This is a genomic window from Clostridium perfringens ATCC 13124, from assembly GCF_000013285.1.
In the GTDB taxonomy this organism is placed as follows: domain Bacteria; phylum Bacillota; class Clostridia; order Clostridiales; family Clostridiaceae; genus Sarcina; species Sarcina perfringens.
In genome coordinates this window covers 2,410,818-2,429,132 of sequence record NC_008261.1, presented here as the reverse complement: position 1 = coordinate 2,429,132, position 18,315 = coordinate 2,410,818, and the positions used below count along the sequence as shown (strand labels likewise).

Below are 18,315 nucleotides of genomic sequence, written 5' to 3'. Positions count from 1 at the left end.
AGAATTAAAATGGGTGAAGCTTTAAATGGATTAAAGCGTAACATAATGTGTGGCGACGCTAGAGAAAGCCATATTGGACAAAAAGTAACCGTAATGGGTTGGGTTCAAAGAAATAGAAATCTTGGAGGTCTTCAATTTATAGACTTAAGAGATAGAGAAGGAATTTTACAGGTTGTATTTAATGATGATTTAGGAGAAGAAATCCTAGAAAAAGCAAAATCAATAAGACCTGAATATTGTATTGCTGTAACAGGTGAAATAGTTAAGAGAGAATCAGTAAATCCAAACATGCCAACAGGTATGGTTGAGTTAAAAGCTGAGGAATTAAAGATTTTATCTGAATCAGATACTCCTCCAATATATATAAAAGAAGATTTAGATGCTGCTGAAAGTATTAGATTAAAGTATAGATACTTAGATTTAAGAAGACCAGATATGCAAAATATCTTCAAAATAAGACATAAGACAACTAAAGCAATAAGAGATTATTTAGATCAAAATGGTTTCTTAGAAATGGAGACACCAATACTTACAAAGTCAACTCCAGAAGGAGCTAGAGACTATCTTGTTCCATCAAGAAACTATCCAGGAATGTTCTATGCATTACCTCAATCACCACAATTATTTAAACAATTATTAATGGTATCAGGTTTTGATAGATACTTCCAAATAGTTAAGTGTTTCAGAGATGAGGACTTAAGAGCTAATAGACAACCAGAGTTTACTCAAGTTGACTTAGAAATGTCATTTGTTGAGCAAGACGACGTTATGGCTTTAAATGAAGGTTTAATAAAGCATGTATTTAAAGAAGTTTTAGGAGTAGATGTAAAAACTCCAATAAAGAGAATGACATTTAAAGATGCTATGGAAAAATACGGTTCAGATAAACCAGACTTAAGATTTGGAATGGAAATTACAAACTTAAGCGATGTTGTTAAAGAATGTGGATTTAAAGTATTCACAGACGCTGTAGCTAATGGCGGTTCTGTTAGAGGTTTATGCTTAGAAGGCGGAGCTTCTATGGGAAGAAAAGACATTGATAGATTAGGAGAGTTCGTTAAAACTTTCAAAGCTAAAGGATTAGCATGGATTCAATTAAAAGAAGAAGGTGTTAAATCACCAATAGCTAAATTCTTTAGTGAAGAGGAGCTAAACAAAATAATTGAAACTATGGGAGCTAAAACAGGAGATTTAATTCTTATAGTTGCTGATAAAAACTCAGTAGTTTTAAAAGCTTTAGGAGAATTAAGATTAGAGCTTTCAAGAAAATTTGATTTAGTTAAAGATAAGAGTGAGTTTAACTTCACATGGATAACAGAGTTTGATCTTCTTGAGTACGATGAAGAAGAAGGAAGATACTTTGCAGCTCACCATCCATTTACAATGCCAATGGATGAGGATATAAAGTACTTAGATACTGATCCAGGAAGAGTTAGAGCTAAGGCTTATGACTTAGTATTAAATGGAGAAGAGTTAGGTGGAGGATCTATAAGAATACATGATACTAAGCTTCAAGAAAAAATGTTTGAAGTATTAGGATTTACTCAAGAATCAGCTTGGGAAAGATTTGGATTCTTATTAGAAGCATTTAAATTTGGACCACCACCACACGGCGGATTAGCTTTCGGTTTAGATAGAATGATAATGTTCTTAGCAGGAACTGAAAATATCAAGGACGTTATAACATTCCCTAAAAACCAAAATGCATTCTGTTATTTAACTGAAGCACCTAATATAGTAGATGAAGAACAATTAAAAGAATTAGGAATTGAAACAATAAAGAAAGAAGATACGGCAGAATAATTTTTGAGCAATCTAAATTGAGATACTAAAGTAAACTTAATTAGCGTGGGTTTTTACTCACGCTAATTTTAGTCAATTTATATGGAAAATGAGTAAAAAGGCTTACACTTTATAAGTTAAGAGTTTTTATTACTTTACCATTTAAAAAGTAAATCTTAATTATAGATTGCTATTTTTATTGACTTTCAATTAGGAATTAAGGTATATTAAGTAATTAATATGAAATAATAATATAAATTAAAAATATTATATATTAGATTACAATAATGGTATGAGGTGTAAATTTTGAATGATAATGAAGCTTTAAGAAAAGATATACTTGTAAGATTAAGAAAAATAGAGGGGCAAGTAAAAGGAATTCAAGGAATGGTAGAGAAGGATGTTTGTTGTAGGGATGTATTAACTCAAATATCTGCCATAAGAGCTGCTATAAACAAAGTTGGGGTACTTCTTATAGAAAACTATGCTAGAAATTGTATGGGTATAGGAGAAGAGGATAAAGAGGAATTAGCAGGATTAGAACAATTAATAAAAACATTAAATAGTTTTGTAAAATAATAGACCACCTTTGTGGTCTATTTTTTTGTATGAAAATCTATATTGCTTTTGTTTTTTAATTTTTTAAATAATAATATGTTTTTAGGATTTAATGATCCATGAGTATATTGTTTTTTTCTATTGTTTATTAAACGAGTGATTGTAGATACAAATAAAACTCCTAAGGCTAATGCGCCTGAAGATGAAATTGTCATTATGGCTTGATTCCAAGTTGACATAGCATCTCCCTTTATAGCTTCGTACATAGTATTATACATGCCCCCTCCAGGAACTAAGGGGATTAAGGCACAAACAACTATTGTGGTTACTGGAGTTTTTAAAATTCTTGCATATATTTCAGAATAAGCACTAAAGGCAATTGCTGAAAAGAACATTGATAATATGACACTTAGTCCAAAATATAATCCTATTTTATAAACTAGCCACCCTAAGGCTCCACCTATTCCGGCAAAGAATAAATTCTTTCCGTGAATATTAAATAATACTCCAAAAGCTATAGTAGCTATGAAGGTAGCTAGAACTTCTTTAATTAAAACCACTTATATACCACCTCCAAAGTAAATCCAAATACTCATAACCATACCAGTTCCAACAGCTATAGAGATAGCTACTAAGAAGGCCTCAGCTGCCCTTATAAGGCCTGATATTAAATCACCAGCTATTGTATCTCTAATAGCATTTGTAATAGATAAACCAGGAACTAATAGCATTATACTACCTATTATCATTGTGTCTAAATTACTTCCAACTCCTAAGCTATAGGCTATTAAGGATAAGAGAGCAGCGATTGCTCCACCTAAAGTATTTATAAAAAAGGCGTTTATTCCTAATTCCCCAGCCTTAAAGGTAGCTAGTTTTACAAACATTCCAACAAAAAATGATACTACGCAGTCTTCTATATTACCTCCTAATATAGTGGTGAATCCAGCAGCTGCTATGGCTGAAAATACTAGATTTGTTCTGAAATCGTATTTAGGACAGTTTTCATTTATATCTATTAATTTTTCTAAAACCTCATCAAGAGAATATTTTTCCGTATAAAGTTTTCTTGAAAGTTCATTAACCAAGTGGATTTTCTGCAAATCAACAGTTCTATTAGTAACTCTTTTTACTAAAGTAGTTGTATAATTATTCTCATCGTAAACAGAAACCATAATTCCAGTTGGGGTAACAAAACTTTCAGCATATCTAATACCGTAAGCTGCACAGATTCTACAAATAGTTTCCTCAACTCTGTAAGTTTCTCCACCGCTTTCTAGTATTATTCTACCTGCAAAAGTTGCAATATGTAATACTTTGTCAAAATCCATATTATTCTCCCCTATGTAAATTTATAACCAATATAGTAATTATAACATATGAAAAGTTAAAATAAGCTATACAAACTCATATTAGTTTAATCAAAATATAAACAAATTATTTTTTGTTGCTAAAAATAATTAATAAATTTATAATAAGTAATATACATTTTACGTTTGGGGTGAAGAAAATGAATTTTGACAACTTAGAAAGAGAAGATGAGCAAATTGCACATCTTGTTCAAAAGGAAAAGGAAAGACAAGAAAATAGTATAGAGCTTATAGCTTCAGAAAACTTTGTTAGCAAAGCTGTTATGGAAGCTATGGGATCATATTTAACAAATAAATATGCTGAGGGTTACCCTTCAAAAAGATACTATGGTGGATGTCACGTAGTAGATGAGGTTGAAGATTTAGCAAGAGAAAGAGTAAAAAAATTATTTGGGGCTGAGCATGCTAATGTACAACCACATTCAGGATCACAAGCTAATATGGCTGTTTATTTTTCAATATTAGAGCCAGGTGATACTGTATTAGGAATGGATTTAAGCCATGGAGGACATTTAACTCATGGTTCACCAGTTAACTTTTCAGGTAGATTATTTAATTTCGTGTCATATGGTGTAGATAAAGAGACAGAAACAATAAATTATGAAACTGTAAGAGAATTAGCTCTTAAACATAAACCTAAATTAATAGTTGCAGGAGCTAGTGCATATTCAAGAATTATAGATTTTAAAACTTTAAGAGAGATAGCAGATGAGGTAGGAGCATACTTAATGGTTGATATAGCTCACATTGCAGGGCTTGTAGCTACAGGCTTACATCCATCACCAGTTCCTTATGCTGATTTTGTTACATCAACAACTCATAAAACTTTAAGAGGACCAAGAGGTGGATTAATACTTTGTAAAGAAAAATTTGCAAAAGCATTAGATAAGAATATCTTCCCAGGAATACAAGGTGGTCCTTTAATGCATATAATAGCTGCAAAGGCTGTTTGTTTTAAAGAAGCATTAGAACCAAGTTTTAAAACATATATGGAGCAAGTTGTTAAAAATGCACATGTTTTAGCAGAAGCTTTAGAATCTTATGGATTTAAATTAGTTTCAAATGGAACTGATAACCATTTAATACTTGTTGATTTAACTAATAAAGATATAACTGGTAAAGATGCAGAAATTCTTTTAGATAGCATAGGAATAACTTTAAACAAAAATACTGTACCAAATGAAACAAGAAGTCCATTTGTTACTAGTGGTGTTAGAATAGGAACTCCTGCTATAACAACTAGAGGATTTAAAGAAGAAGAAATGAAAGAAATAGCTTCTATAATAAATGATGCTATTAAAGAAAAAGATGGAGATTTAGAGCCATTAAAAGCAAGAGTTAAAGCTTTATGTGCTAAGTATCCTTTATATTAATAATTAAAAAATAGTTTTTAAGGTAGTACTAATTTCCCTTTGGTGAATTTAGTATTCTCTTTAAGAAATACTGAATAAAGAATTAAAGTCATGTTGCAATTTAAATTTGTAACATGGCTTTAATTTTTTAATAATAATAGTATTACAAGAGAATAATTTAAAAAGAGAAAATTTTTTGATATAGTTTATATTGTGAAAATATTCATATTAGTAGTTGAAAGAGGTGAACTTTCATAGGAATTTACCTATGAAGATTTTTATGAGATTTATAGATTTTCATTGTGATACAGCATCACGTATGCTTCAAGAAAATAAAAAGCTTTTTAAAAATGATTTAAAAGTTGATATAAATAAATTAAGAGAAGGGGAAGCTTTAGCTCAATTTTTCGCTTTGTTTATAAATAAAGAATGTAATTCTGATACTTATTCTTATTGCAAAGAAATGCTACAGAATTTTAAAAGAGAAATAAATGAGAATTCAAGAGATATAGTCTTATGCAGAAATATAAGTGATTTAGAAAGGGCAGAAAAAGAGGATAAAATAGGAGCCTTTATAACTATTGAAGAGGGAGATGCTATTAAGGGTGACATTGAAAAGTTAAGGGAGTTTAAAGAAGAGGGAGTTTCTTTAATAACCTTAACTTGGAACTATATAAATGACTTAGGATATCCAAATTATGAGTTTAAATATAAGGATAAGGGTCTTACTAAAAAAGGTATAGAAGTTGTGGAAGAAATGAATAGTCTAGGAATGTTAATAGATGTTTCTCATCTTTCTGATGGAGGATTCTATGATGTAATAAAATATTCAAAGAGTCCAATTATAGCATCTCATTCTAATAGTAGAACAAAGACTAATCATAGCAGAAATTTAACTGACCATATGATTAAAGAGCTAGCTAATAATGGTGGGGTAACAGGAATAAATTTTTGCAATGCTTTCTTAAAAGAAGAGTGGGAAGAGGATTTAAATTTAGCTTCCATAAGAAATATGGTTAGACATATAAAACACATAAGAAATATTGGGGGAATAGATGTTATTTCCTTAGGATCTGATTTTGATGGTATAGAAAATGAGGTTGAAATTAAAGATTCAAGTAAGATGAGCTTATTATTAAATACCTTGGAAAGGGAAGGTTTTAAAGAGGATGAAATAGAGAAAATATATTATAAGAATGCAAAGAGAATAATAAGAGATGTTTTAAGATAGTCTTATAACTTAGTTATATAATGGTTTATGAAAATAAGTTTTAATAAGTTATTTTGATACAACTTTTAAGAATTTTAATATTGTGCAGAAAAGGATGAAGGATTAATGGAGAAAAAATTATTAGGCAAGATAGTATATATAACAGGAGCTTCAAAGGGAATTGGAAGAGGAATAGCAAGGGAATTTGGAAAGGCTGGAGCTTTTGTTTTAGTTGGATATAATAGTGATTTAGAAGGGGCTAATGAAACCTTAAATATGATTAAAGAACTAGGTGGTTCAGGAGAAATTTTAGGTGGAAATGTAGCAAATAAGGATGAGAGAAATCATATAATAAGTTCTATTAAAAATAAATTTGGAAAACTTGATGTATTAGTAAATAATGCTGGAATTTCAAAAATAGGATTATTTATGGATGCTAGTGATGAAGAGATAGATTCTATTATGAATGTTAACTTAATAGGTGCTATGAAGCTTACAAGGGATTCTATGGACTTATTAAGAGAAGGAAGTAATTCATCAATTATAAATATATCATCCATATGGGGGAATGTTGGGGCTTCCTGCGAAGTTTTATATTCAACTACTAAGGGAGGAATGAATTTATTTACTAAGGCCTTAGCAAAAGAAATAGCTCCTTGGGGAATAAGAGTAAATTGTATAGCTCCAGGTGTAATAAATACAGAGATGAATTCATGGCTTAGTAAGGAAGAAAAAGAGGGGCTAGAGGAAGAAATTCCTATGAATAGATTTGGAGAGGTTGAAGAGATTGGAAGAGTGGCAAAATTTTTAGCTTCAGAGGATTCTTCATACCTAACAGGACAAATATTAACTGTAGATGGTGGAATGCTTTAAAAAAACTAAAAGATTCTGTATAAAAATATAATAAAGCTTACAAACAATATGAAGAGAATATCTAGATGAGCTTTAGAATTTAAATTATTATGTAGAAGATATCACGTTAAAAAGCTTAGACTGTTTGAAGCGAAGCAAGTTTCTAAGCTTTAGTGATATCTTCGGAGTAATAATTATAAATTCTTAGCGAAATCTAGTAATTCTCGGAATATGTTTGTAAGCTTTATTAAAAGTTACTTTGATACATGACCTTTAGATTTCTTCTACTTCATCTATTTCTTTAGATTTTTTTAGGGTAAAGTAGAATTTAACTCCGTTTTCTGTATTCATAACTCCGAATTCACTTTCGTGAGCTTGAAGTAGATTTTTAACTATGGATAGTCCCAGTCCCGTACTTCTAGAGCCTCTATTTCTTGAGGTATCTCCTCTATAAAATTGAGTCCAAATCTTATTTATATCTGAATCAGGAATATGGGCACCGGTATTTTCAATTGAGAAGTATATTTTATCTTCCTCAACTGGTTTTATATCTATTATTATTTGGTTGTTAGGTTCAGAATATTTTATAGCATTGGTAACAAAATTAGTTAGTACCTGTTCTATTTTAAAGTCATCTCCTTGAACATATAAATCTTCAGTAGGAGAATAATTTTTTACTACAGTTAAATTATTTTTATTTATGTCAACAGAATTCTTTACTAAAACTTCCTCAGTAAGTTCAGTAAGGGAAAAATCTATTATATGTAAATCAATTTTTCCAGCTTCAAGCTTTGAAAGTTCAAGCATATCCATAACTAATTTGTTCATTTTTTCTGCTTCATCAATTATTATATCTAAGTAAACTCCTTGATCCTTATGATCCACTATACCGTCTTTTATTCCTTCAGCATATCCAGATATTATACCAATAGGAGTTTTAAGTTCATGGGATGCTCCAGCAATAAAATCTTTTCTAAGTTTTTCTAGTTCTCTTTCTTTTTCTATATCTTCTTCTAACTTTTTATTTTTTATTTTTAAATCATCTAAGGCATTAGATAGATTTTTAGACAAAAAGTTTAAAGTTTTAGCTAGATTTCCTATTTCATCTTCACGTTCTATATCACACTTTTCAGAGAAGTCCATAGCACTCATTTTCTTTGCAGATTTATTTAATTTCACTAGAGGTTTAGAAATTAAGTTTGAAAATACATAGGATAAAATTAATCCAATCACTATGACTATAAGAATTATGTATTTATAAAAATCCTTTATTAAGGCGCTTGCTTCTTCAATTGCTTGGAATGATGTTATGGCTATAATAATAGAATCGTTCTTAGAATTAAGAGAAAATGGCACCATATAAACAATATATTTTGTTGAGTATTTTCTGCTTTTAAATTCTGTAGTTACTCCAGAATTTGAATTTAATAAGGTTTTTGCAAAATCCTGGTCACTATATAACTCATTAAAAATATCGTTTAATAAATCTACAGCCTCTGAGTTTTTATTAGCTGGATCAGGAACATATTTTGGTGTACTATCTATGGAATAAATTCCTATTTTAGCGTTGTTTTCAAGTTCAAAAAGGCTTAAAGCCCTATATAAAGAGTCTGTATTTTTTATGTCATAAGAATATAGAGCTCTAAACTTTAAAACTGCATTGCTTAAATCATTACTTTTTCTTTTATAATAAAATTCTTGGAAAAATGTAATTTGGAATATCATTGTAAACAAGGTTAAGAATATTATTATACCAAAAGTTATTATAAATAATCTTTTTGAAATACTTTTTTTCACTATTTCACCTCAAACTTATAGCCACTTCCCCTAACAGTAGCTATATAATTAGCTTTATCTAGTAATTTCTCTCTAAGTCTTTTTATGTTCGTATCAACTGTTCTTATATCTCCAAAATAATCATAGCCCCAAACATTATCTAGAATTCTATCCCTTGATAAAGCTATTCCTTCATTTGAAGAAAGGTAAATAAGTAAATCATATTCCTTAGGAGATAGTAATAGTTCTTCTCCATTTAGTTTTACTTCATGAGATAGTTTATTTATTGTTAATCCATTAAAATCTAAAATGTTTTTATCATTTAATGTACCTGTTCTTCTTAATAATGCTTTAGCTTTTGCTAATAAAACCTTAGGGCTAAAGGGTTTAGTCATATAATCATCAGCTCCAAGCTCATAACCTAAAAGTTTATCTTCCTCTTGGCTTTTAGCTGTTAATAATATTATAGGAGTATTTGAAACTTCCCTTATATTTCTACAAACAGCAAGTCCATCTAATTTTGGCATCATTATATCTAATATTGCTAAATCAACTATATTTTCAGAAAATATCCTAAGAGCTTCCTCACCATCAGAAGCTTCTAACACATTAAATCCCTCTTTCTTGAAGTAATCTCTTACAAGAAATCTTATACGTATTTCATCTTCTACAATAAGTACCGTTTTATTCATATAACCACCAACCTTTAAAAAATATTGTTTTAACTTACTTAATATTATACAATGAAAACTAAGGTTTATATAAATAATTTTAGGGGAGTTTTTAATGAAAAGATGGACATTTGATGAAAATACCATAATTTTACCCAATGGGCTAAAAGTTATAACAATAAAAAAAGATACAAGGTTAGCATCTATAAATATTGGTGTTAATATAGGATCTTTATATGAAGACGAAAAAGAATTAGGCATGAGCCATTTTGTAGAGCACATGCTTTTTAAAGGAACAAAGAATAGAAGTAATGAACAATTAAATAGAGAATTAGAATTTTTAGGTGGAGATTATAATGCATATACAGATTATATTTCAACAGTATATAGCATTACTTGTCTAGATGAAGAATTTGAAAAGGGAATAGAACTTTTAAGTGATATGGTTTTAAATTCTTCCTTTGATGAAAAAGAGATGAAAAAGGAAAAGGGCGTTGTTTTATCAGAGATAAAAAGTGATAAGGATGATATTGAAGATTTAAGTATTAGCAGAACTCATGAATATGCCTTTGATAAATCAGCACTTAGAAATTCTATTGCAGGAACTGAAGAACATGTTAAGGGCTTTAAAAGAAAGCAGGTTTATGATTTTTATAAAAAATATTATACTCCTGATAATTGTGTTATTGTAACTGTAAGTGCCTTTAGTCATGAACAAATGCAAAAAATAATAACAGACTTATTTGGAAAGTGGGAAGGAAAATCTCATAAAAAGGCTAAAATAATAAAAGAAGAAAATAAAGACATAGTAAAAACAACTTACAAATCTCAAATAGAGCAAGGAACTGTTACTTATCTTTATGCATTTAAAGAGGTTTGTGAAAAAGATAAACTTCCATTAAAGATATTAAGTTATAAACTAGCTGAAAGTTCAAACTCAATATTATTTAGAGAGCTTAGAGAAGAACGTGGATTAGCTTATGATGTATATAGTCAAATGGATTTAGACGAAAATGTAAATACAATGAATATTTTTACCTCAGTTAGAGAAGAATCCATAGATGAGGTAATAGAAGTAATAGACAAAGCTATATTAGACATAAAAAATAAAGATATAAACTTTGATGAAGATATGCTTTGTATGATGAAAAAGACTCATAAGACAGGAGTAGTTTCTACTTTAGAAGATTGTAGCAGTTTATGCAGTTATGTATTAGTTCAAAGCTTAGCTGGAAAAGATATAACTGAGTTTATAAATAGCATGGAAGAACTAGAAACTTTAACTGGAGAAGATATCTATAGGGTTTGTAATAAATATTTGAATAAGCCTACTATACACATATTAAAACCAATGGAGTAGATAAAATGGGAAAAATAACAAGTATAGAAGTTCAAAAGAGAAATGTAAATAGAGTAAATGTTTATGTGGATGAAGCCTTTACCTTTGCTTGTGACGCTGAACTTATATATAAACAAGGAATACAAAAGGATTCTGTAATAGATGTTGAGGCAATCAAGGAAATTGTAAAAGAAGATGAATTTATAAAATGTAAAAATTCTGCACTAAGAACAGTTGAGAAAACCTATAAAACAGAAAAGGAATTAAGAGATAAACTTACTGAAAAAGGTTTTGAAGAGGATACAATTAAAAGAGCCATAGAATTTTTAAAGGAGTATAATCTTTTAAATGATGAAAAATATGCAGAGATGTATATAAAGGATAGGCTTAGAAGTCAGGGAAGAAATAAAATAAAATATGCTCTTATAAGAAAGGGAGTTAGTGAAGATATACTTTTAGATAAATTATCTAATATTGATACTGAGGATGAAAATGATACTGCTTTTAAGTTAGCAGAAAAGAAATATAATATACTAAAGAAAAAAGAAAGTGATAAATATAAATTATCTCAAAAATTATTTAGATTTCTTTTATCTAAAGGATATGATTATGACTGCTGTAATAGCATAGTTAGAAGATTAACAAATAATGAATATATGGAGTAGATAAAATGAATTTTAACTTAGTAGATATAATTATAGTTTGTTCTTTTATACTACCATTAGTAGTTGCTTACAAAAGAAAGTTTAATATTATTAGAATAAAGAATAGTATAGAGGAATTAGGAGGATATATATCCTTTTTTCTTGCTTTATACTTAAGTTTTATAGCTATAAAAAAGATAGATATAATAGAGAGGATGTTTTCAATTGTAGTTGTTGAATTCAATAACATTATATCTAACTTTAATATTTCACCACAGGTTATAATAATATTCATAGTATTAGCTCTTACCCTTGTAATTTATTTTATAGTAAAAGTTATACTTAAAATATTTAGTTTTATTATTATAAATCCAATACTTAGATGGTTAAAGAAAGCAGAGTCTAGAAGGGGAAAGGGATTTGGTAAAGTTGCGGCTTTAATAATAAATATACCAAAGTCTCTTTTTTATATGGCAGTAATTGCTTTAGTCATAGTTATTCTAGGAAGCAATGGTTTCTTAGGAGAGAAAATGGAAGGAATGACTTTAGCTTCAAAGGCTTATGAGGTTATAAATAGTAATAAGTACTATGCTGCTTTAAATAAAGAATATGAAGCTTTTCATGATGAATATAAAGATGTTATTAGTAAAAACATAGATTCTGCAGTTGAAAGCAATAAAGAGACAAATAGTGAAAAAGTGGTTGAAAGTAATAGAAATGTTATAAATCTTTATAATGGTGTAACTTTAGAACAAGGTATAAAATCAAATGAAGCTATTAATAAAAAAGCTAAGGAACTTACTAAAAATGCAAAAAGTAGTAGAGAAAAAGCTAAAAGAATATATACTTGGATAAGTGAAAATATTAATTATGATGATAATAAAGCTGAAAATATAAGTGAGAAAACTTCTGAGTATAAGTCTGGAGCTATTGAAGCCTTTGAAACTAGAAAAGGAATATGCTTTGATTATTCCTGTCTTTATGTTGCTATGGCAAGAGAAGCGGGGCTTAAAGTTAGAATTGTAACTGGAGAAGGATTCAATGGAAAGGAATGGGGACCACATTCTTGGAATGAGGTTTATTTACCAGAAAAAAATCAATGGATAACTGTTGATCCTACCTTTGGTAAAGCTGGAAACTATTTTGATAGTAAGAAAAATAGTGAATCACACAGAGATGGAAAAATAGTTGGAGAATGGTAATATAATAATTCATATGAAATACAATAAAACTTACAAATATATTTTGGAGAAAATAAAATTTCTTCTAATACTATTTGTAAGTTTTATTTTGGTTTTAGGGAGAATTAGATTTTTCTATATTTCTTTTAATGAAATTTTGCTTATGTAATTTTAATTATAAATTAGAATAGGTATTGAGAGTTAAGTAGGCTATATTTATTATGATTTATTTTGAGATTTTTGATAAAATTAAACTTATAGCTTTTTCACAATCAATATCTGCATTATCTAATGCCCAAGCTAAGTTAAAATATCTCAAAGCCTTAGAATTATTATTTATCATTGAATAACAATAGGCTAAGTTGAAAAAATATTTTGAGTCTTGGTATAGCTCTAAAGCTTTAGTTATCATTTCAATAGCTTTTTCATATTGCTTTAGTTTTATGTAGCAAACGCCAGCATTATAGTAACTGTGGCATTTACACTCATCGTTATCTAAAGCCTTTTTATAGTAATTTATAGCATCAGAATAATTTCTAGTATTGTATAATTCATTACCTTTAGAAAAGTTACTCATTTTTGACCTCCTAAATAATATCTATTTTAATTATTAACTTATTTTGGGATTATATTCATAGGTTGAGAATATTCTATAATTTGATTAATTCATAAATTATAGAATCATATTTAAAGACTAAAAAATATTATAAATTTATATCATATTTGATTAGAGTTACTTGACATAGGTTAAAATAATGGTATAAGATATATCTATAATTTAAATGATGATACAAACAGTGATAAAGAGGAGTAAAGATAGGAAGAACTTTAAGAGAGGAAATCCTTGGGTGTAAGATTTCTAAGTTTGATATCTTGAAGGTAGCTTTTGAGTTTCTTTGGTGAAATTATTAAAGTAATCAAAGACGGCAATTTCAGTCGTTAATTTTAGAGAGCCCTTTTGTGAGGGAAAAAAGGTGGTACCGCGAGTTTTCGTCCTTTTATGGATGAGGGCTTTTTTTATTGCCTAAAATTACTTTTAAATAAAGAATGTTTTAAATCAGTCTTTGTTTTTAGAGAGAACCCTAATACAAATATAAAGGGCTAGCTAAATAAATATTCATTTAAAATACACCATAAATAAAAAATAATTGTTAAAAGGCATTTCAAGATAGTTTTTGGAATGTTTTATATAAATACATAAAATTGTGTTTAAGTTTTAAGGAGGTTAGTCTAATGGATAATAAGAATATTTCTACAACGTATAATCCTAAAGAGTTTGAAGAAAGACTTTATAGCAATTGGCAAGAAAAGAAGTATTTTACTCCTGTAATAGATAAGAGTAAAAAACCTTACACTATAATAATGCCACCACCAAATATAACTGGTAAATTACACTTAGGTCATGCACTTGATAACACACTTCAAGATATGCTTATAAGATTTAAGAGAATGCAAGGATATTGCACTTTATGGTTACCAGGACAAGACCATGCTAGTATAGCAACTGAGGTTAAAGTTGAAAATGAACTTTTAAAAGAAGGTCTTTATAAGAAAGAAATGGGAAGAGAAGCTTTCTTAGAAAAAGTTTGGGAATGGACAGATGAATATAGAGAAAGAATAAGAGAGCAACTTAAGAAAATGGGATGCTCAGCTGACTTTACAAGAGAAGCTTTCACAATGGATGAAAACTTAAGTAAGGCAGTAAGACATGTATTCGTTAAATTATATAAAGAAGGCTTAATATACCAAGGAAACAGAATAACTAACTGGTGTCCTAAATGTCAAACTGCTTTATCAGATGCTGAGATAGAGTATGAAGAAAAAGAAGGAAACTTCTGGCATATTAAATACCAAGTAGTTGGTTCAGAGGAATTCTTAGAAATAGCTACAACTAGACCTGAAACTTTACTTGGAGATAGTGCCGTAGCAGTTAACCCAAGTGATGAAAGATATGCTCACTTAGTAGGTAAAATGTTAAAGTTACCTTTAACTGATAGAGAAATACCTGTAATCGCTGATGACTATGTTGACGTAGAATTTGGAACAGGAGCAGTTAAAATAACTCCAGCTCATGATCCTAATGACTTTGAAGTTGGTAAGAGACATAACTTACCACAAATAAGAGTTATGGATGATAGCGGTGTAATAAACCACTTAGGTGGAAAATATAAAGGCTTAGATAGATATGAGGCTAGAAAACAAATGGTTGCTGACTTAGAAGAGTTAGGATTATTAGTTAAAATAAAACCTCATACTCACAATGTTGGTACTCACGATAGATGTGGTACAGTTGTAGAGCCAATCATATCAAAACAATGGTATGTAAAAATGCAATCATTAGCAGATCCTGCTATAGAGGTTGTTAGAAACAAAGGAACTAAATTCGTTCCTGAAAGATTTGAAAAGACTTACTTCAACTGGATGGAAAACATTCAAGATTGGTGTATTTCAAGACAATTATGGTGGGGACACAGAATACCAGTATTCTACTGTAAAGATTGTGGAGAAATCATGGTTGAATTAGAGGATCCAACTAAGTGCTGTAAGTGTGGATCAGAGAACATAGAACAAGATAAAGACGTTCTAGATACTTGGTTTAGTTCAGCTTTATGGCCTTTCTCAACTTTAGGATGGCCTGATAGAACTGACGATTTAGAGTTCTTCTATCCAACATCAACATTAGTTACAGGATACGATATAATATTCTTCTGGGTTGCTAGAATGATATTCTCAGGTATCCACAACATGGGAGAAACTCCATTTGATACAGTATTAATTCACGGTATCATAAGAGATGCTCAAGGAAGAAAAATGAGTAAATCTTTAGGAAATGGTGTTGATCCATTAGAAGTTATAGATGAATATGGTGCTGATGCATTAAGATTCATGTTAGTAACAGGAAATGCTCCAGGAAATGATATAAGATACATTCCTGAAAGAGTTGAAGCTGCAAGAAACTTTGCTAATAAGATTTGGAATGCTTCAAGATTCGTTATGATGAACTTAGATAGAGAGCTTATGGATAAATATAAAGACTGCAAAGAGTATAGCTTAGCAGATAAGTGGATATTATCAAGAATGAACTCATTAATCAAAGAAGTTACAGAAAACATGGAAAAATATGAGTTAGGAATAGCTCTTCAAAAAGTACATGATTTCTTATGGACAGAGTTCTGTGATTACTATATAGAATTAGTTAAACCAGTATTATATGGTGATGATGAAAAAGCTAAGGGAGTAGTATTTAACGTACTTTACACTGTATTAAATACAGGATTAAAATTATTACACCCAGTAATGCCTTTCATAACTGAGGAAATATATACTCACTTAAGCACAGAAACTGAGTCAATTACAATAGCTACTTGGCCAACATATGATGAAGCTTTAAATAACGAAAAAGCTGAGAAGGACATGACATTCATAATGGAAGCTATAAGATCATTAAGAAACTTAAGAGCTGAAATGAATGTACCACCTTCAAGAAAAGCTAAGGTTATGGCTTACGCTTCAGAAGAGGCTAAAGATGCATTTATAAATGGTGGAGCTTACTTAGAAAAGCTTGCATCTGCATCAGAAGTTACTTTCTTAGATAATAAGGATAACTTAGATAATAACTTAGTATCAGTAGTTGTTAAGGGTGGAGAATTATTCTTACCATTACTTGACTTAGTTGATAGAGAAAAAGAGTTAGAAAGATTAAATAAAGAGAAAACTAAACTTGAAGGAGAAATCTTAAGAGTTGAGAAGAAACTTTCTAATGAAAGATTCGTAAGCAAAGCACCAGAGGCTGTTGTTAATGAAGAAAGAGCAAAAGGTGTTAAATACAAAGAAATGTTAGAGGCTGTTCTAGAAAGAATAGAAGCTTTACAATAATATAACAAGAAAACTTTAGTGTATCTAAAGTGCTAAATAAACTTATAAATATATTCCGAGAATTACTGTGTTTCGCTAAGAATTTATAGCAGTCATTCCGAGAACTTTCCTAAAGATTGAAAACTAGCTCCGCGTCGGACATTCAATCTTCTTAACGCAAAGTTCTCTCCATGATTGCTTAAATTCTAAAGCTTACACAGATATTCTCTTCATACTATTTATAAGTTTTATTATTTAAGCACTTTGTGATACACTTTCTTTATATATTTTAAGGAGGGCTATAGGAATGATGAATTATGATGAAGCTATGGAGTATATTGTTACTGCATCAAGGTTTGGAATGAATTTAGGATTAGATAGAATAGAAAAGGTTTTGGAGTTTTTAGGGAATCCTCATAAGGATACTAAGTTTATACATATTGGGGGAACAAATGGAAAGGGATCAACTACTGCTATGATAAGTTCAGTTTTAAAGGAAGCTGGCTTTAAGGTTGGAATGTATACCTCTCCTTATTTAGAAGAATTTGAAGAGAGAATACAGATTAATGGGGAGAATATAGATAAAGATGATTTAGCAGTTCTTATGGGAGATGTTAAAAAGGCTATAGATAAAGTTATGGAGCTTGGCTATGAAAGTCCAACTCAGTTTGAAATAATAACTGCTTTAATGTTTTATTATTTTTCTAAAAAGAAAGTTGATTATGCTGTTTTAGAAGTTGGTTTAGGGGGAAGATTAGATGCAACTAATGTGGTCCTTCCTGAGGTAGTTGTACTTACCTCAATAAGCCTAGATCATATGAATATTTTAGGAAATACCATAGAGGAAATTGCAAAGGAAAAGTGTGGAATAATAAAGAGTGGTGTACCTGTAATATCTTATCCACAAGAAGAAAAGGCTTTAGAAGTAATAAAAGAGAGATGTAATGAATTAGGTTGTAATTTAGAGGTTGTTAATACTGAAGACATAAGAAATATAATTATAGATAAAGAAAAACATATTCAGAAAATAGAAGTTTCACTAGAAGATGAAATTTTAAAAATAGATTTAGGTTTACTTGGAGATCATCAAGTAAAGAATTTCTTAGTGGCATTAAAAACCTTAATTAAATTAAGAAATAATGGAGTAAACATAAGTAATGAAGCTATTAAGGAAGGGTTTAAAAAAGTAAGATGGATTGGAAGAATGGAAGTATTAAATGAAAATCCCTTAGTTGTTATAGATGGAGCTCACAATATTGATGGAATAAGAAATTTGAGAAATAGTATAGATAAATATTTTAATTTTAAAAATATAACATTAATATTAGGGGTTCTAGGTGATAAACAAGTAGATGAAATGGTAGAAGAAATAACTAGAGGAGTAGATAAGGTAGTTATAGTTGAACCTCATAGTGATAGGGCAGAGGATATTGAAGATTTATATATTAAAGTTAAAAAATATGTAAAAGAAGTTTTTAAATTTAAGGATTATAAAGAGGCCTATAATAAGGCATATTCTCTTACTAATGAGGATGATTTATTATTAATTTGTGGTTCTTTATACATGGTTGGAGATATGAGAAAGGCCATAAGAAATAATGAGAATACATCCTTAAGAAGTATAAAGTATTAGACTTAAGTAGATAAATTGTATTTAACTGGATAAATGAGGAATTTAAAATTTGAACTATTGTTAACAAAAGGTATATAATTTATTCATAAAAT

General features: G+C 29.3%; 15 protein-coding genes and 1 other annotated feature. Of the genes, 10 read left to right on the top strand and 5 right to left on the bottom strand.

Translation table 11 applies throughout. The features are described from left to right. Positions 1-9 precede the first annotated feature (9 nt). Both aspS and CPF_RS10645 read left to right on the top strand, forming a co-directional pair. Entirely contained in the window at positions 10-1,803 is a 1,794-nt protein-coding gene (gene aspS, locus CPF_RS10650) for an aspartate--tRNA ligase (RefSeq protein WP_003451272.1), read from the top strand. Positions 1,804-2,088: 285 nt separating this feature from the next. Then, on the top strand, positions 2,089-2,361 hold the full coding sequence (locus CPF_RS10645; protein WP_003451077.1) for a metal-sensitive transcriptional regulator: 273 nt from the start codon (positions 2,089-2,091) through the stop codon (positions 2,359-2,361). A 17-nt stretch (positions 2,362-2,378) separates the two neighbouring features. Here CPF_RS10645 and CPF_RS10640 read toward each other — a convergent pair whose 3' ends face one another. Together CPF_RS10640 and CPF_RS10635 are read right to left on the bottom strand one after the other, a co-directional pair. Then, positions 2,379-2,900, bottom strand: coding sequence for a threonine/serine exporter family protein (locus CPF_RS10640; RefSeq protein ID WP_003451569.1), 522 nt, complete (start codon positions 2,898-2,900; stop codon positions 2,379-2,381). Continuing rightward, positions 2,901-3,671, bottom strand: coding sequence for a threonine/serine exporter family protein (locus CPF_RS10635; protein WP_003454759.1), 771 nt, complete (start codon positions 3,669-3,671; stop codon positions 2,901-2,903). Positions 3,672-3,850: 179 nt separating this feature from the next. Here CPF_RS10635 and glyA point away from each other — a divergent pair, with 179 nt between their 5' ends. The 3 genes from glyA to ymfI all read left to right on the top strand — a co-directional run bounded on the left by glyA (position 3,851) and on the right by ymfI (position 7,145). Beyond that, positions 3,851-5,083: a serine hydroxymethyltransferase gene (gene glyA / locus CPF_RS10630; RefSeq protein ID WP_003468731.1), complete on the top strand. Its 1,233-nt coding sequence runs from the start codon at positions 3,851-3,853 to the stop codon at positions 5,081-5,083. A 247-nt stretch (positions 5,084-5,330) separates the two neighbouring features. Then, positions 5,331-6,293, top strand: coding sequence for a dipeptidase (locus CPF_RS10625; protein ID WP_011591000.1), 963 nt, complete (start codon positions 5,331-5,333; stop codon positions 6,291-6,293). A 105-nt stretch (positions 6,294-6,398) separates the two neighbouring features. Then, positions 6,399-7,145: an elongation factor P 5-aminopentanone reductase gene (gene ymfI / locus CPF_RS10620; protein ID WP_003468803.1), complete on the top strand. Its 747-nt coding sequence runs from the start codon at positions 6,399-6,401 to the stop codon at positions 7,143-7,145. 252 nt (positions 7,146-7,397) lie between these two features. Here ymfI and CPF_RS10615 read toward each other — a convergent pair whose 3' ends face one another. Further along, complete coding sequence (locus CPF_RS10615) at positions 7,398-8,921, bottom strand: HAMP domain-containing sensor histidine kinase (RefSeq protein WP_003468780.1); 1,524 nt, start codon at positions 8,919-8,921, stop codon at positions 7,398-7,400. Then, the gene (locus CPF_RS10610) at positions 8,921-9,592 is read right to left on the bottom strand and encodes a response regulator transcription factor (protein WP_003454882.1); all 672 of its coding nucleotides are present in this window, start codon (positions 9,590-9,592) and stop codon (positions 8,921-8,923) included. The genes CPF_RS10615 and CPF_RS10610 overlap by 1 nt, the downstream gene beginning before the upstream one ends. A gap of 94 nt (positions 9,593-9,686) precedes the next feature. On the opposite strand from CPF_RS10610, the gene CPF_RS10605 reads away from it, so the two are divergent. Genes CPF_RS10605 through CPF_RS10595 form a run of 3 tightly spaced genes read left to right on the top strand, consistent with a single transcriptional unit; the run spans position 9,687 to position 12,756 of the window. Next, positions 9,687-10,931: a M16 family metallopeptidase gene (locus tag CPF_RS10605; RefSeq protein WP_003451379.1), complete on the top strand. Its 1,245-nt coding sequence runs from the start codon at positions 9,687-9,689 to the stop codon at positions 10,929-10,931. 5 nt (positions 10,932-10,936) lie between these two features. After that, positions 10,937-11,575: a recombination regulator RecX gene (recX, locus tag CPF_RS10600; RefSeq protein WP_011590999.1), complete on the top strand. Its 639-nt coding sequence runs from the start codon at positions 10,937-10,939 to the stop codon at positions 11,573-11,575. Between the two features lie 5 nt (positions 11,576-11,580). After that, a complete protein-coding gene (locus CPF_RS10595) occupies positions 11,581-12,756 on the top strand; it encodes a transglutaminase-like domain-containing protein (protein WP_011590998.1) in 1,176 nt (391 codons plus the stop codon). A 205-nt stretch (positions 12,757-12,961) separates the two neighbouring features. Here the strand turns inward: CPF_RS10595 and CPF_RS10590 are convergent, their stop codons facing one another. Further along, positions 12,962-13,312 (bottom strand): tetratricopeptide repeat protein, encoded by a 351-nt coding sequence (locus CPF_RS10590; protein WP_003455034.1) that lies wholly within the window; start codon positions 13,310-13,312, stop codon positions 12,962-12,964. 211 nt (positions 13,313-13,523) lie between these two features. Beyond that, positions 13,524-13,736, top strand: a binding site (T-box leader). Between the two features lie 232 nt (positions 13,737-13,968). Here CPF_RS10590 and CPF_RS10585 point away from each other — a divergent pair. Then, entirely contained in the window at positions 13,969-16,611 is a 2,643-nt protein-coding gene (locus tag CPF_RS10585) for a valine--tRNA ligase (protein ID WP_011590997.1), read from the top strand. Positions 16,612-16,900: 289 nt separating this feature from the next. After that, positions 16,901-18,223, top strand: a complete 1,323-nt coding sequence (locus CPF_RS10580) for a bifunctional folylpolyglutamate synthase/dihydrofolate synthase (RefSeq protein WP_041702759.1) — start codon at positions 16,901-16,903, stop codon at positions 18,221-18,223. The last annotated feature ends 92 nt before the right edge of the window (positions 18,224-18,315 follow it).